The organism is Desulfobacter sp. (assembly GCA_028768545.1).
Taxonomy (GTDB): Bacteria; Desulfobacterota; Desulfobacteria; order Desulfobacterales; family Desulfobacteraceae; genus Desulfobacter.
On the sequence record CP054838.1, the window covers coordinates 1501106 to 1516724 of the forward strand.

Here is a 15619-nt window from a genome sequence, read left to right on the forward strand (position 1 = left end):
AATGATACGGCGCGCCGGGATGATGGTTCTGGTTCTGCTCTTTTTTTTGGTCGGTGCTCCAGGTGTCGGTGCGGCGGATGAACAGACCTATAAATCCTTGAAATTGTTTTCAGATGTTTTGGAAGAGATCGAAAAAAATTATGTGGATGAAGTGGATGCCGAAGAGCTGATTCACAATGCCATACGGGGCATGGTGGGCAATCTGGATCCCCATTCTTCTTTTATGCCCCCCGAGGCATTCGGAGATCTACAGGATGATACCAAGGGCAAATTTTCAGGTATTGGTATCGTGATTACCATGAAAGAGGGCATTCTTACCGTGGTCTCCCCCATTGAGGGGACGCCTGCGTACAATGCCGGGATCAATGCCGGGGATATTATTATTAAAATTGACGGCCAGTCCACCAAGGATATGGCCTTGTGGGAGGCGGTGAGCAAGATGCGCGGCCCCCGGCATAAACAAGTGCTGATTACGGTGATCCGGGAGGGGGCGTCTGCCCCTTTGGAGTTTGATCTTAAAAGGGATCTTATTCCCATGACCAGTGTCAGGTCGGCGGTGCTCTCCCCTGGATACGGATATCTTCGGATCACCAATTTTCGAATGAACACCATTGATGATGTTGAAAAACAGCTAGCGGCACTTGAAAAAAAGGAAAACGGGCTCAAGGGGCTGGTCATTGACCTTCGGGACAACCCCGGCGGTCTTTTGGACCAGGCCATTAAGATTTCAGACCTTTTTCTGGACCAGGGCGTTATTGTTTCCATCAAGGGAAGACAAAAGAAAAATACCCAGGAGTTTACAGCCTATCCCGACGAGACCCTTCGGGACTATCCCATTGTGATTCTCATCAACGGCGGGTCTGCCTCTGCCTCGGAAATTGTGGCCGGCGCGCTTCAGGATCATTCCCGGGCCTTGATTCTGGGCACCCCTTCTTTTGGCAAGGGCTCGGTACAGACGGTTCGTCCCCTTAAGGAAGGATTTGGCATTAAATACACCATTGCAAGGTATTATACCCCCAGCGGCCGTTCCATCCAGGCCAAGGGGATTTTACCGGATATTGAGGTGGCCCAGGGCACCCTGGTGAAAAAGGATAAAAAGAAGTCCGCATTTGAGCGGATGATGAAAGAGAAAGATCTTAAAAACAGCCTCAAACCCGAGAGTCCGGGTAAAGATAAAAATAAGGTTAAAAAAGAGAAAAACAGTGAAGCCGAAACGCTCAACCAGGATGCCCAGGTCAAACGCGCCCTTGATATTCTCATCAGTTACGGGATTTTTAATAGAGTAAATGGCAGCTAAGAAAAAGATCGGGCCCGGAAAAAAAACCGTTTCAAAGGCAAGCCCTAAAAAAAAGACAAGCCCTAAAAAAAAGAGCCTGGCCCGTAAAAAGAGCGCTCCGAAAAAAGGGATATCCAAGGCAAATAAAACTCTTTTTCATGAGCTGAAAAAGGTGGGTCTGGGCATTGCCATTCTTCTTGCCGTCTGCATGACAACGGCCATGCTCGCGGATATTTTCCTTAAATCCGGCCGGCCTGTGCCGGAATTTGTGCCCTCGGCATCTGTTCCGGCAACAAAGGGGCCGTCCAAGGCCCTTGAGTTTCCCAAAAAAGAACAGGTCACAACCTCTGGGACTGCCGAAAAAAAGAGTGCCTCCCCAGGCCTCAAGGAAAAAGTCAAACCGCCCCAAGATCCGGCCATTGTCTATGAAGTCTTTGATGATGTGGACCCTGGACATGACCGTAAACCCCCTGTGGCCCCCTCTGATACGACCCCTAAAATTGCCATCATCATTGATGATATCGGGTATGACAAGGGATTGGCCATGTCTCTGTTTGATCTGGACAAGGATATTACCTTTTCAGTGCTTCCCTTTTCCCCTTTTGGTAAAATCCTTGCCCAAAGGTTTTCGGCAAAGGGGGCTGAACTCATGCTCCATCTGCCCATGGAACCTGTCCAGTATCCCCGGGTGAATCCCGGCCCCGGGGCCCTGCTCTCTTCCATGTCCCCGGATATGCTTTTGGATCAGCTGAGAAAGGACCTGGACGCAGTTCCGGGGGTGGCCGGTGTGAACAACCACATGGGGTCCAAAATGACGGCGGACTCGGACAAGATGAACCAGATTTTTACGGTGCTTAAAAAAGAGGATCTCTTTTTTATCGATTCCAGGACCGCGCCCAACTCAAAGGGAGAGGCGTCAGCAAGGCTGTTTTTCCTTAAATTTTCCCACAGGGATATATTTTTGGATAATTTCCAGGATATACACTATATATCAGGGCAATTTGGCAAGCTGGTCAAGGCCGCCCAAAAACACGGCACAGCCATCGGTATCGGTCATCCCTATCCTGCGACCCTGGAGACCCTGAAAATTGAACTGCCCAAACTCCAGGGCCGGGTTCAGGTGGTACGGGCAAGCCGCCTTGTGGCCATTCCCGGGTAAGGAATCTTTTTTGTATTGTCCTAAAAGAGCCTCAAGGCAATATGGGTGAAAAGCAGATATTTTGGGACCTGGCGTAGCGGTCCAGGGTTTCAACCCCGATGAGGGGGTCGGGTGAATAGGGCAGATTCAGGACTGGAAAAGAGGGGTATGGGTTCTCGAGGTTGTCTGTATCATTTGCATTGCGGTGGTTGAATATCAGAGCATCCAGCTTGATGTTCAAACCGGTCAGCTGGGTGATGATCCGTTGGGTTTCGGCCAAAGAGAGGCGGTCTCCGTTGTGAACGGCAAAAAAACGGGCCAGTCTTTTGTCTTGGAAAAATTGTTTTAACTCCAAATGGCTGGATTTAAGTTCCTGGATCCTGGCCAGAACCTTGTCCCTTTGAATCTCTTTGCCGGCAAATTTAATTCGTGAAATAATCTCTTTTCTCTGGTTGATTTCCGTTCTCAGTTTTTCCAATTGCTCCACCCAGAGCAGGGAGAGGGCCGGCAAATTGAAAAAATGCATGGACAGGGCTGTGGGCGGCATGTCAATGACCAGATAGTCACAGGCCTTGTGCTTTTCTTTTAATGCGGTGAATGCCGTTGCCAGGGCATGGGCCTCCATGCCCGGAGAGTATTTTAACACCTCAAAGTAGTTGTCCATGTTAAATGCGGTCAAATAGGCGTAGCTTTGTTTGACCTTCTGGGTGGTGAGGGCAAGATAGGCTTTGATCTCCCTGTCCCGGTCCACCTGAAGCACCTCAAGCCCCGCATTGATGCGGCGGGGTTTGTGGGACAGGGATTGTTCAAATATATCAGAGAGGTTATGGGCATCGTCAAAGGAGGCCAAGAGTACTTTCTTGCCTTTTCGGGCAAGCTCCAGGGAAAAGAGTACCGAAGCTGTGGATTTTCCAGTCCCCCCTTTTCCAAGGAAAAATATGGTTTCAGGCGTGTTCATCATGAGATATCAAAGACAGAAAATAATCTGGATAAAGGTTCATTTGCCGTTTCCACCCGTTCCATGAGAAGGATCAGATCCTTTTCCATGTCGGGTAAAAGATCCAAACTGATCTGAACCGGGGGAGAGGGCATGCCGATGAATGCCCCCTGGGAGAGCAGGGCAAATATATATTCAAGTTCTTCAAGTTCGTCTTCCACCCGTTCCACGGCCTTGTGCCTGGCAACTTCATCTGCCGTTGTCCAGAGGTTGACAAGCCAGGTCTTTGCCCGTTGGAAAAGGGTGGGTTTCATTCTTTTACCCTGAATATTTTCTGGTCAAATTCAATCCGTTTTCGGGAGGGAAAATGATAGTACAGGGCATAGAGGGCCATGAGCACAATGGCCCCTGAATAAAACTGGGGCAGGTCGCAGGCAAGGGCGACCAGGGCAAAATACGGGGTTATTCCGGCAACCAGGATCAAGCGTTTCTGAAAGGCCATGAACGCCTTTGGGTTAACCCGGGTGGCATCTTTGACCCTGTGGGCAAAAAGGGTTCTTATGAAAATAGGACCGGCAATCCCGGCCAGGGCCGCGCCGATAAAAAGAAGGGAGTGCCAGATCGGATCAAGGGCCAATTGTCCGGGCTGAACGATTTCGTATTCCCTGGCAAAATACAGGCCTGGGAAAAGAACGAGCACGGGCAGGAGAAACAAAGAAAATATTTTTTTTAATTGGGTCTGCATAAAAAGTATGGGGCAGGGAGTATCCCTGCCCCTTTGGGTCTATTTTATTGGTTATCTGATTTCATGGACATCAGTCTAATGATGCCTTCTGCAAAGATCCAGACGGCCAGTCCCAGGATCAGACCGTTTACCACCTGGAGGAGCATGTTGTGACTGGTGCCGAATTTGGTCTGGTTGAGTACCAGAGCCCAGATGGTCATGATCATCATCAAAGCGGCCGGAATGCCTGAAACCAGCCATTTCATCCCGCCCTTGGTTTTAAGATAAACCGTGATAATGATCAGGGCAAGTCCTGCCAGGGTCTGGTTTACAGCACCGAACAAAGGCCAGAGCTTGAGTGCGCCTTTTCCGCCGGCACCCGTGGCAAAGGCCAGGGCCAGGGCAGTGAGCACCGCAATAAAGGTGGCAATATATTTACCGGTTAAAAAGTTGAGCTTAACACTGGAAAAAAGTTCAGAGACAATATACCGCTGGATTCTTGTGGCCGTATCCAGGGTGGTGCCTGCAAACGAGGCCACAAAAACCCCCATGATAACCACGGCCACCCCGTTGGGAAGGCCTATGGAAGCGATCATGTTGGCAGAGCCGTTGACAAAGGCGGCCACTTTTGACCCCAGGCCTGCGGCAGCAGCCCACGAGGAATAATGGGTGGTCCAGGCGGCAACCCCGGTCAGGGTTTCGCCGGTTTTGGTCACATAGCCCATGCCGATACCGGCGGAGACGGCAATGATGACCAGGGTGGCCAGTGCCCCTTCCATGAGCATGGATCCGTACCCGACAAAGAGGGCGTCGGTTTCATATCTTACCCGCTTGGCCGAGGTGCCTGAAGAGACCAGGGAGTGAAACCCTGAAATAGCGCCGCAGGCAATGGTGATGAACAAGAAGGGCCACATGGGCGGTGCCTTGGCAGGGGTGGTCTGAACCGCCGGGGCAACAATTTCAAGGCTGCCGCCCAAGGCAGAGACAATTACGCCCAGAATGAGCAGGGCCATGGCAATCAACAGCTGGTGGGAGTTGATAAAATCCCTGGGCTGGAGAAGGGTGGTCACCGGCAGGGTGGAGGCGATAAATGCATAGATCAGAAGGATGATGGTCCAGACGCCTGTGGCGGGGATACCTGCCACTGCCGGCATTTTTATGGGAATATAATACCCGATGAATACGGTGAGATACATGAGGACAACGGCAATAATGGACCAGGTCATCACGCTTTTGCCCTGTTTATACACGGCATGGCCCAGTCAAAGGGCAATGGCCACTTCGCACCATACCGGGAATACAGAGGCCGGATACATGGCAAAGACCACGGCAATGACCAGGCCGAAGATGGCAATGACGATCCAGAGTTCAAGAAAGACAATGAGGAAAAAGAAAAACCGGGTTCTGTTGTTGACATATTTGGCCGTATAATCGGCAATGGATTTTCCCTGGTTTCTCATGGAGATGATCAGGGCGCCGAAATCGTGGACCGCACCCATGAAAATACTTCCGAAAAATACCCAGATCAGGGCCGGAACCCAGCCCCAGATGATTGCCACAGCCGGACCCACAATGGGGCCTGTGCCGGCAATGGAGGTAAAATGATGCCCGAAGATGACCTCTTTTTTGGTGGGAACATAGTCAATTCCGTCCTCCAGTTCAACTGCGGGAGCCGTGGCTGTTTTGGACAGCTTGAATATCTTTTGCCCGATAAACCTGCCGTACAGATTATACATCAAAAGGTAGCCGATAAAGGCAACAACCATAATCACAAGAGCATTCATTCTAAAATCTCCTTTTCATCATTTGCAAATAGTTATTGTCGTAAAATACCGTTTGTCTCGTGTCTGCCAGGGCAAACGGTATCATTGTTTTATCCAGTGCATTGTCCGAGCAAGACTATTGCTAGACGGGGGGCTGAAATAAAACCCAAAGATTCTATACGGTTACAATCGTCTCTGGCCATAACCCTTTTCCCTTAATGCAAAAATGCAACGGGTGTGCGTCAAGAACGCCACCACCCGGATATTCCATATTTTCGTATAATTGATATAAATATTGCAAATTTTCTCAAAATACAAATCCTATCTTAGGATTACACCCAGTAGTGTCCGGTTAGGTTGTTGCATATAAAAAGCATCTAAAATCATTGAAAAAACAGTCTGTTTTGTGTTGACAAATGTGCGTAAAAATTTTTGTGCGCCTTGAAAATTTAACTCAAGGAGCTCAAATGACGCACATCTCAGTCCCTAAAAAACAACTACGGTCCCTGAACTTTGACAATTTCAGGTGCCCTCTGATAAAGTCACTTTCAAAAGCACCGGAATTACAATCTCGAGGAGACCGCCCTTTAAAAATGACATTCGAAGACCAGATAAATGCTTTGGTTTATTTCCATCTTCAGGAGCACAAGTCTGCCCGACATTTAATTCAGGATCTCAAGGAGAATGTTTTTGCTAAAGAAAATATTGCGCCAGACGGTGGTATCAGCCGTAGTAGTTTCTGTGAAGCCATCAATCACAGGGGACTCGAACAACTGCAATTTATCTTTGAGGATCTTTATAAACAGGCTCTTGAGTGTCATCCGGGTGAACACGCCGAGTTAGGAGAGTTGGTTTCCATTGACGGTAGTCTCATAAATGCAGTCCTTTCAATGCACTGGGCGAACTACAGAAAAGGAAGTAAAAAAGCCAAAGTACATTGCGGATTTGACATTAATCACGGAATCCCAAACAAAATCTTTTTGACTGAAGGCAACGGCGCTGAACGCACTTTTGTTCCCAAAATACTTTCCAAGGGGCAAACAGGTGTTATGGATCGTGGATATCAATCCCATAAAGAATTTGACCTGCTTCAGGAGCAAGGCAAACATTTTGTCTGCCGTATAAAAACCAGGACAACAAGAACAATTATTGATAACCACGAGACCCCTTCCGACAGCTACATTTTTTATGATGCACTGGTTAAACTTGGTACTCCGAATCAAAACCAGACGAAAAGGCCTGTTCGGGTTGTTGGCTATAAAATTGCTGGCGTCAAATACTATGTGGCAACTGACAGGCATGATTTAACAGCGGAACAAATAGCAACAATTTATAAACTCCGGTGGACCATTGAGGATTTTTTCAAATGGTGGAAAGAACATCTGAAGGTATATCATCTCATTGCCCGCAGTGAATACGGCCTTATGGTTCAGATTCTTGGCGGCCTTATCACTTACCTGTTACTGGCAATCCATTGCCAAAAACAGTTTAATGAAAAGGTCACGATCAAAAGAGTTCGGCAGCTGCGAACCGCCATTCTAAATGACCTTTTTGGCTGCGAGGAGCAGGGCTCTCATAGTTCAAACAGGGACAATATTGTCAAAGATCAAAAAATTATTGAGCAAGCAAAAACCTAACCGGACATCACTGGATTACACCCTTTTTTTTCTGCAAAGTGTGATACTTGCCATTTATCATAATTTTAAATCAGGCTTGGTTTTAAAAAAAAATAAATTCCAGATAGATAAAAAAAGGATCACCGCTTTAAAATACCGGAATAGCATCAGGTGATATGGTTTTTTTCTTGACTATTGAAAAATAGTAAGTAAGTATTACTCACCAAAGACAAAAACAAGAAGGTTAAAAAAGACAAAAACAAGAAGGTTAAAATGAAACACAGGGGAAAAACAAATCCGCCCGGACGGATAAAGATCATGAAATCCTTTTCCAAACTTATGAAAGAAAAGGATTTTCATTCCATCACAACCGCTGAGATTGCCAGGAACGGTTCGGTGACCGAAGGTCTGATTTATAAGTATTTCAAGGATAAAAAAGATCTTCTTCATCAATTACTCAACGATCATTTTACCCGGTTTTTAGATAAAATTGAGGCCAGGATCCTTGAAGAGAAAACCTGCCGGGCACAGCTGGAAATTGTTATTTTTTCCAGCCTGGAAAGCTATGCGGAAAATCGGCTGTTTTCAAAAATGCTCTTTTTGGAGGTGAGAAGCTCCCCGGAGTATTATTCTTCGGGCGCCTATGCCAGGGTGCGCAAATATGCGGCCATCATTCTTGGGATTATCCAACAAGGAATTGATAACGGCGAAATTAAGGAAAAGACAGATCCTGTGCTTCTTCGAAAGGTTATTTTAGGGGCCATTGAACATGCCTGCCTTGGAGAACTTATTTTTGGCAGAGCGCTTGAAATTGACACGGTTGCCAGCGGTATTTCTGACATCATATTCAACGGAGTAAATCCATGACAAGATTAAGTTCAATCAACGCTTTGATAGAGAAAAATTTGGAATCAGGGATTGTTAATCTGAATGAGGATAAGGCCAAGCAAATTTTTCAAATCATGGGTATGCCCGTGGTCAAAGAAGAAAACGTCACCACCCAGGAGCAGGTTTTGGATGCAGGGCAGAAACTGGGATTTCCCCTTGTGCTCAAAGGGCTTGGGGCCAATATCCTCCACAAGACCGAAGCCGGCCTGGTGATTGTGGGCGTGGATGGAAATGACTCGCTCAAACAGGCGGCAAAGACCATTCAGGACCGGGCCGGAAAAAATTTGGATGGGTTTCTGGTTCAGCCCATGGTCCAGGGGGAGCGAGAGTTTGTGGCCGGGATGTTCAGGGACGATCAGTTCGGACCTGTGATCATGTTCGGCCTGGGCGGGGTGTTGACCGAAGCCATCGGTGATATTGTTTTTAAAATTGCCCCCCTTGACCCTGCTGATCTGGAAGATATGCTGGACAGTCTGGGGGCCCAGAAGCTTTTAGGCCCGTTCAGAGGGGAGGCCGCGGTTGACCGGGAGTCCCTTAAATCCGTATTAAAAGCCCTCTCCGATCTGGCCTGCGCCTGCCCCGGAATCCGGGAAATTGATGTCAACCCCTTGATTGTTAAGGCTGATGGCATGCCCGTGGCCGTTGACGGGCTCATGGTTTTGGAGAAAAATATCCCGTCCGGGACGCCGCTTTCGCCGCCCATTGATTTAAACGCATTAAGGTCCTGTTTTTATCCTGAGTCCGTCGCCTTTGTCGGGGCCTCTGCCACACCGGGTAAATGGGGGCATATGCTGCCCACCAATACCTTTGCCAGGGATTTTAAGGGCCGGGTGTTCCTGATCAACCCCAAGGGAGGTAAGATCATGGGCCGTAAGGTGTACAAGGCCCTTTCCGAAGTTCCCACAGATGTGGATCTGGCGGTGGTCACGGTGCCGGCCCACGGGGTGATGGACCTTATCCCCGAAATGGCCCCAAAAAAGGTCAAAGGCATGCTTTTGATTACTTCAGGGTTCAGGGAAGTCGGGGACCAGGGCCGGGATCTTGAGGATCGGATCGTGGCAGAGGCACGCAAGGCAGGAATTTTAGTGCTGGGCCCAAATACCATGGGGGTCTGCAATCCCCATGCAGAGTTTTATTCCACCGCTGCCAATGCCTTTCCCCTGCCCGGTTCCACAGCCCTTGTCTGCCAGTCCGGGAATATGGGGACCCAGCTTTTGGCCTTTGCCGAACAGCAGGATATCGGTATCCGGGCCTTTTCAGGATCCGGAAACGAGGCCATGGTCATCATTGAAGACTATATGGAAACCTTTGAACGGGACGAGCTGACCCGGACCGTGGTCCTTTATATTGAAAGCATCAAGCAGGGAAGGCGGTTTTTTAAGTCTGCCTCAAGGCTTTCCCAGGGGATTATTTCAAGGCTGAAAAAAATTCTTCCTCTCTTCTGGAGCCATGATAACCCTGTGGACATTGTGGGCGAAGGCGATCCTGGTATTCCCAGGACCTGCATGGAAGAACTTTTGCGCTGGGATGGATGCGATGCTGTCATCCATCTGGGCATACACGGCAAGCGGATTCTAGTCAATGCCATGATTGAGTCCATTCTCAAGGCAGACCCGGATGCCAATGCGGCTGAAGCGGCACAGTTCAATCAGGCCCTCGCCCAGGTGGAAGAAGATTATACCCAGTATGTGGTGGAGCTCACCCAGAAATATCAAAAGCCGGTTCTCGGGGTGAGTTTGCTCACCGATGAGCTGAGCCGGACCCTATACCGGTACGATCACCTGGAGTATAAAGGGGTCTATTTTCCCTCGCCTGAACGGGCGGTTAAGGCCTTGTCCGGAATGGTTCAATACCAGACATGGTTGGGCAAAAGAATCTGAAAAGACCAGGGTTGAAACTTGGGAAAAATTACTCTAAGTTGAATTTGTATTGTTAATAAGACTTTTTTTGGCCGGGATCACCCGGAAAATTTATGGATCAGGAGAGAACCATGAGCGCCAAAGTGACCACATCCACCCTCGTAAAAATGAAAGAACAGGGCAAGAAAATCACGGCCCTGACCGCCTATGATTATCCTTTTGCCGGTCTTGTGGACAGGGCCGGGATTGATGTTATTCTGGTGGGGGATTCTCTGGGCATGGTGGTCCAGGGCAAGCAAACCACCCTGCCGGTTACCATGGATGAAATGATTTACCATACCGAGCTTGTCACCCGGGCCTGTACCTATTCCATGGTGGTGGGGGACATGCCGTTTATGTCCTACCAGGGGGATTTGAACACGGCGGTAGAGAATGCCGGACGGTTTTTAAAGGAGGCCGGGGCAGGTGCCGTGAAACTGGAAGGTGGGGCTGATGTCTGCCCTGTGATCACGGCCATTGCAAAGGCAGGGATCCCGGTCCAGGCCCATATCGGGCTTACCCCCCAGTCTGTCCACCAGATGGGAGGATTCAAGGTCCAACGGGATGAAGACCGCCTGCTTGCCGATGCAAAGGATGTGGAGGCGGCCGGTGCCTTTAGCGTGGTTCTTGAAGGGATTCCCTCGCCCATTTCCGCCAAGATCACCCAGGCGTTGAAGATTCCCACCATCGGCATTGGCGCCGGCCCCGCCTGTGACGGCCAGATCCTGGTCCTTCATGATATGCTGGGGATCAATGATCGGTTTTTGCCCAAGTTTGTGAAAAAATATGCAGACATTGCCGCCCTTGCAGGACAAGGGCTTGAGGCCTATATCAAAGAGGTGAGAGAGGGGAAATTCCCGTCTGAAGATTATGAATACAAGTAAGAAGCGGTTTTCAATTATCGGGTGCGGCCGGGTCGGGGTGTCCCTGGCCGTGTTTTTATCGGGCAAGGGGTTTGAGCCGGCCGGGTTTTTCAGCAGAACAAGGGCGTCTGCCCAATTTGCAAGGGATATGGCAGGACTTGGAACGGTCTTTGGCTCTGCGGGCGAGGCCGCCCAAGGGGCGGACATTCTTTTTATCACCACCCCGGATACCCTGATCGAGACGGTGTGCAAGGATTTGGCTGCCAGCCTGAATCTTAAAAACGAGTCCATGGTCTTTCACCTGTCAGGGGCGCTCTCCTCTGATATTCTGGAATCGGCAAGGGAATGCGGTGCGGCCGTGGGGTCCATCCATCCTCTCCAGGCCTTTACCCCCTACGAGCCGGGCCAGGACAATCCCTTTGAAAATATTAATATTTCCGTTGAGGGAAGCCGTGGGGCCGTTTGTCTGGGCAAGGAAATTGTCAGGGCGCTGGGGGCCAAGGCCTTTACCATTCCTACGGAGGCCAAGACCCTTTACCATGCCTCGGCTGTGGTGGCATCCAACTATCTGGTGACCCTGGAAAAATTTGCCTTGAACCTGCTCATGGAAACCGGCCTGGACGAAGCCAGGGCCTATGAGATTTTGGAACCCCTGATCCAGGGAACTTTGGCCAATATCAAGGCCAAGGGGTGTGACCGGGCCCTGACAGGCCCTGTGGCCCGGGGAGATGATAAAATTGTCTCTTCCCATATCAAGGATATTGATGCCAAAACCCCTCAATTTTCAAAATTGTACCGGGTGCTTGGGGCTCACACCCTGGACATTGCCCGGCCGGGGGTAGATAAACAGGCGGAACATGAGTTGTCCCGCCTGTTTAAGAGTTGAATTGTGATACATTGGTGAAAAATGAAACCCATGGTTAGGTAAAACGATTCACCGATAAGGTCACTAAATTTTATTTAGGCTCAGGGGCGGCCGATTATCCGCCTCAAGTGCCTGGTTGGCCTCCTCGAGCATGGGCTTGCTGGAAATGACGGAAATTCCCTTTTTCTCTTCGTCCCGGGTAAAATAGGTGGCGGCAATCTTTTTAATCTTGGCTTTATCCAGCCTGAGCAGGGCATCCTTGAACCCTTTCCGGATTTCATCGGAAAGTTTTGTGATGTTTCGGTAAAAGGCTTTCATGGCCGCCGGACCCGGGGTCTGGGGTTTGTCAATGTCAGAGCAAACCTGGAGAATGGCCTCTTTGACGTCTGTTTCGGAAAAATTGCCCTGGACAATAAAGTCACAGGCATCGGCATAGACGTCCAGGGTCCGTTTGATATGGGGATCCCTGTAAGAGCCAAAGGAGAATATCCCCTCTTCTGTGTTGTACATGGCAAACCCGCCGTAAGCCCCGCCTTTTTCCCGGATTTCTTTGTGCAGGAACAGGGCGCGCAGCAGTTTTGAGATCACGGCAAGGCCCGGGGAGTCTTCATGGGTGATGCGTACGGTTTTAAATGACTGTCCCACAAACGAGACGGCCGTGTTGGTATACCATCCCTCATAGGGCCGGATACAATTGGTTTCCATCTCAGGTGTGAAAAAGGCCTTTGTCCCGCCCTGGGCAAGTCTGTCCTGGATTTGCCTGATCCTCTGGTCCGCCTGGACAAGCGAGGGTGCATCCCCGATAACGGCAGGCTTGATATTTTCTTTTCTGAGCAGGGCCTTTGCCATGGCAGCAAGATTGTTTTCCAATGCGTCCAAGGCGGCCTTGCCTTTTTTTTCATGACCAATGCTGGCCGTCAGGGCCTTGATCTGCTGGAATTGGGTAATGCCGTGCCAGAGTTCGTTGATATGGGAGGCCTTTGACAGATGCTGGGCTGACAGGGAAATGGCATATCTGTGGCCCGTGGAGACAATGGAAGATTCCATGCCTGTCTGGTATTGAAGCACCAGGTTTTTAAGCCGGTCATGATCTGAAAACCCATAGGCGTTTACAAACTCGTCCATGAGATCAAACATGGGGTCGATATTCCGGTCCAACGCTTTTCCCTGGAGCGCCAGAAATGAGTGGGAATCTCCGTTCTGTGAAAAATAGGAGCCTGAAAACGGGGAGATGGATATGCCCCCGGTATACAAATCCATTTTTTCGGCCAGTTCCACATAGGAGGAGTGTTTTGTGCCTGTGTTTGTAAAGGCCCGGCAGAAAAACGGAATCAGGCTGAACAGATCCTTGGGGATATTGCCTGCACCCAAGGGGCAGGTAAAGTACAAAATACCTGAACAGGCCTTGTCATAACTTGTGGACAGGCTGACCCCTTCGATATTGTCCGGAAGGATGATTTCAATTTCCGGGGGAACATCTTCAAGTTCCAGTGTGGGCAGGGAAGAGAGGTCTTCCTCGGTTTCCTGGAGTGCTTCAAGGGCTTTGGCATCCGAGCGGATCTGCTCTATCTGTTCCGGCCGAAGCTGTGAAAGCGTATTTTTGAGTTTTTCCTGGGTTTTTTGGGTCTGTTCTTGTTCCAGTCCAAGGGAAGGTTCCAAGGTGAACAAAAGCCTGTGGGGGTTGTCCAAAAAATAGGCCTTGATCTGTTCTTCCAAAAACGGGCCCTGGTCGAGCTTGCGCTTGAGCCTGTCCAGGTCCTGGTCAATATTGATGCAGGCCACAGGGTCTCCTCCGTGGATCATATGGCTGGCAAAAGAGAGCAATAGTTTAATTCCGAACGGATAGGGGGTATTGGTGATTTCCTTGCGGTAAAATTCAATCTGGTGGATGGCCGAATCAATGAGCCGGGGTTCAATTCCCTCTTCCACCAACCGGTTCAAGGTGGTGAAAATAATTTTTTCCACCTCTGATACCGATGATTTGGCAATGTCTTTAAGCCCGCAGACAAACATGGTGTCCTTGTTGTCTGGGTCAAACCCGGAACCGTCGGACAGGGCAGAGCCCAGGTTGGCATCAATCAGGGCCTTGCGCAGGGGTGAGGCGGAATTTCCCAGGAGAACCTGTTCTAAGATGGTCATCACCAAAACCTCGAAATCAGACCGGATGTCCGGGGTCAGCCAGGCCACACAGGCCTGGTATTTTTGGGACAGGTCCTCGGTGTCGGCATAGGCATAGGGCTGGGTCATGGTCCTTGGGCTGTCCCACCGGGGCTGGGACGGGACCCGGGTATCCAAATCCAGAAAGTCAAACCGGGACAATACCTTGTCCTGGATAAATTCTAAGGTCTCTTCTATGGGCAGGTTGCCATAGGTGTAAAAAAAACTGTTTGACGGGTGGTAGTATCGGGCATGGAATGACCGAAGCGCTTCATGGGTCAGGTCAGGTATGTCCAAAGGCTCTCCGCCTGAATTGTTGGCGTAGGTGGTGTCCGGGTACAAGCCTTCTAACAGGGCCCTTGACAATACCTGGTTAGGAGAGGACATGGCCCCTTTCATCTCATTGTAAACCACGCCCTTGTATATGAGCCGGTTCTCATTGGATTCGGTTTCTTCAAGTTCCAGACGATGGCCTTCCTGTTTAAAACTCAGCTCGTCGATATTGGGGAAAAAAGCCGCATCCAGGTAGACATCCATGAGGTTGTAATAATCTTTTTTGTTCTGGGTGGAAAAGGGGTACATGGTCCAGTCAGATGCGGTAAATGCATTCATGAACGTGGACAGGCTCCGCTTGATCATGGAAAAAAAAGGATCCCTGACCCTGTATTTTTTTGATCCGCAAAGTACGGTATGCTCCAGGATATGGGCCACGCCGGTGGAGTCTGTGGGCACGGTCCTGAAAAAGACCCCAAAGGTGTTCTCCTTGTCCTTGTTGGCAATGTGAATATGGGGGGCTTTAGTTTTTTCATGGACCAGCTCGATGAGATGGGCATCAATGCTGGGTAAATGGGTAACCTGTTTGACCTTGTATCCTTGAATGATCTGTCCGGGTTCAATCGCTTTCATATGTGTATCCTGCTAAATTTTGGTATAAATCCCCCGGCTGACCCGTTGGATTTTTTTGATTTTGTCCAGCCTGAAGATGATATTTCTCAGTTTTTTGTCGTCAAACCCGGTGGCGGCCTTGATGGTCTTGAAATTGGTGCCTTTAGGGTGGTTGCCGATGATTTCCAGTACAATGGAAGAGGTACTTTTTTTCTTTGGCGCCTTGGGTTTTCCCCTTGTTTTGCCCGAAGGCTGTTTTTGATAGATCAATTGCTCCAGCTTGTCAAGCCTTGCATGAAGATTGGTGATATCTTCCTGGGTCGGGATATCCAGACGTTGGAGCAGCATTTGAATAAAGTTTTCCCAGTTTGCGCCAATATCGATAGGTTCCATGTGTGATGCCTCCTTAAAAGTTGGGAACCAGGTTACGTCCTGTATGCCGGTCGTACGAGAAACGCCTGGTTTTTTTAAAGGACAGGACGGCTTGTCCGGGTATTGGATTCACTAGCAAATAAAAATTACTTCCGAACCCTCATAAAGTCAAGTAGTTAATTTGTAATAGAAAGTAAAACTATTTCCTTTGGAGAAAGGGGGTTAGGCATAATGGTT

The 15619-nt window shown here is 49.4% G+C and carries 12 protein-coding genes and 1 pseudogene; 7 read left to right on the top strand and 6 right to left on the bottom strand.

Annotation, left to right across the window (positions count from 1 at the left end; all coding sequences use genetic code 11):
* Position 1 precedes the first annotated feature (1 nt).
* Together HUN05_07210 and HUN05_07215 are read left to right on the top strand one after the other, a co-directional pair.
* A complete protein-coding gene (locus tag HUN05_07210) occupies positions 2-1297 on the top strand; it encodes a S41 family peptidase (protein WDP84964.1) in 1296 nt (431 codons plus the stop codon).
* A complete protein-coding gene (locus tag HUN05_07215) occupies positions 1287-2435 on the top strand; it encodes a divergent polysaccharide deacetylase family protein (GenBank protein WDP84965.1) in 1149 nt (382 codons plus the stop codon). The genes HUN05_07210 and HUN05_07215 overlap by 11 nt, the downstream gene beginning before the upstream one ends.
* A gap of 31 nt (positions 2436-2466) precedes the next feature.
* On the opposite strand, the gene HUN05_07220 is transcribed toward HUN05_07215, so the two are convergent.
* The 4 genes and pseudogenes from HUN05_07220 to HUN05_07235 all read right to left on the bottom strand — a co-directional run bounded on the left by HUN05_07220 (position 2467) and on the right by HUN05_07235 (position 5859).
* Entirely contained in the window at positions 2467-3375 is a 909-nt protein-coding gene (locus HUN05_07220) for an ArsA family ATPase (protein WDP84966.1), read from the bottom strand.
* A complete protein-coding gene (locus HUN05_07225) occupies positions 3372-3665 on the bottom strand; it encodes a hypothetical protein (GenBank protein ID WDP84967.1) in 294 nt (97 codons plus the stop codon). Before HUN05_07225 ends, HUN05_07220 begins: the two co-directional genes overlap by 4 nt.
* Positions 3662-3988, bottom strand: coding sequence for a hypothetical protein (locus tag HUN05_07230; GenBank protein ID WDP84968.1), 327 nt, complete (start codon positions 3986-3988; stop codon positions 3662-3664). Before HUN05_07230 ends, HUN05_07225 begins: the two co-directional genes overlap by 4 nt.
* Positions 3989-4140: 152 nt before the next feature.
* A pseudogene (locus tag HUN05_07235) lies at positions 4141-5859 on the bottom strand (carbon starvation protein A).
* Positions 5860-6305: 446 nt separating this feature from the next.
* On the opposite strand from HUN05_07235, the gene HUN05_07240 reads away from it, so the two are divergent.
* The 5 genes from HUN05_07240 (at position 6306) to HUN05_07260 (ending at position 11989) form a co-directional block, all read left to right on the top strand.
* On the top strand, positions 6306-7475 hold the full coding sequence (locus HUN05_07240) for an IS4 family transposase (GenBank protein WDP87960.1): 1170 nt from the start codon (positions 6306-6308) through the stop codon (positions 7473-7475).
* Positions 7476-7727: 252 nt separating this feature from the next.
* On the top strand, positions 7728-8321 hold the full coding sequence (locus tag HUN05_07245) for a TetR/AcrR family transcriptional regulator (protein ID WDP84969.1): 594 nt from the start codon (positions 7728-7730) through the stop codon (positions 8319-8321).
* The gene (locus tag HUN05_07250; protein ID WDP84970.1) at positions 8318-10222 is read left to right on the top strand and encodes an acetate--CoA ligase family protein; all 1905 of its coding nucleotides are present in this window, start codon (positions 8318-8320) and stop codon (positions 10220-10222) included. Before HUN05_07245 ends, HUN05_07250 begins: the two co-directional genes overlap by 4 nt.
* Before the next feature lie 110 nt (positions 10223-10332).
* Positions 10333-11124 carry a 3-methyl-2-oxobutanoate hydroxymethyltransferase gene (gene panB, locus HUN05_07255; GenBank protein WDP84971.1) on the top strand — a complete coding sequence of 264 codons (792 nt, stop codon included), beginning with the start codon at positions 10333-10335 and terminating at the stop codon, positions 11122-11124.
* Complete coding sequence (locus HUN05_07260) at positions 11111-11989, top strand: DUF2520 domain-containing protein (protein WDP84972.1); 879 nt, start codon at positions 11111-11113, stop codon at positions 11987-11989. Before panB ends, HUN05_07260 begins: the two co-directional genes overlap by 14 nt.
* A gap of 63 nt (positions 11990-12052) precedes the next feature.
* On the opposite strand, the gene HUN05_07265 is transcribed toward HUN05_07260, so the two are convergent.
* Both HUN05_07265 and HUN05_07270 read right to left on the bottom strand, forming a co-directional pair.
* Positions 12053-15031, bottom strand: a complete 2979-nt coding sequence (locus HUN05_07265) for an insulinase family protein (protein WDP84973.1) — start codon at positions 15029-15031, stop codon at positions 12053-12055.
* A gap of 12 nt (positions 15032-15043) precedes the next feature.
* Entirely contained in the window at positions 15044-15403 is a 360-nt protein-coding gene (locus tag HUN05_07270; GenBank protein ID WDP84974.1) for a hypothetical protein, read from the bottom strand.
* Positions 15404-15619 lie beyond the last annotated feature (216 nt).

Bases quoted from the DNA above. Each gene is read 5' to 3' on its own strand.
- HUN05_07210 (WDP84964.1), top strand. From the start codon at position 2: ATGATACGGCGCGCCGGGATGATGGTTCTGGTTCTGCTCTTTTTTTTG.
- HUN05_07215 (WDP84965.1), top strand. From the start codon at position 1,287: ATGGCAGCTAAGAAAAAGATCGGGCCCGGAAAAAAAACCGTTTCAAAG.
- HUN05_07220 (WDP84966.1), bottom strand. From the start codon at position 3,375: ATGATGAACACGCCTGAAACCATATTTTTCCTTGGAAAAGGGGGGACT.
- HUN05_07225 (WDP84967.1), bottom strand. From the start codon at position 3,665: ATGAAACCCACCCTTTTCCAACGGGCAAAGACCTGGCTTGTCAACCTC.
- HUN05_07240 (WDP87960.1), top strand. From the start codon at position 6,306: ATGACGCACATCTCAGTCCCTAAAAAACAACTACGGTCCCTGAACTTT.
- HUN05_07245 (WDP84969.1), top strand. From the start codon at position 7,728: ATGAAACACAGGGGAAAAACAAATCCGCCCGGACGGATAAAGATCATG.
- HUN05_07250 (WDP84970.1), top strand. From the start codon at position 8,318: ATGACAAGATTAAGTTCAATCAACGCTTTGATAGAGAAAAATTTGGAA.
- panB (WDP84971.1), top strand. From the start codon at position 10,333: ATGAGCGCCAAAGTGACCACATCCACCCTCGTAAAAATGAAAGAACAG.
- HUN05_07260 (WDP84972.1), top strand. From the start codon at position 11,111: ATGAATACAAGTAAGAAGCGGTTTTCAATTATCGGGTGCGGCCGGGTC.
- HUN05_07265 (WDP84973.1), bottom strand. From the start codon at position 15,031: ATGAAAGCGATTGAACCCGGACAGATCATTCAAGGATACAAGGTCAAA.
- HUN05_07270 (WDP84974.1), bottom strand. From the start codon at position 15,403: ATGGAACCTATCGATATTGGCGCAAACTGGGAAAACTTTATTCAAATG.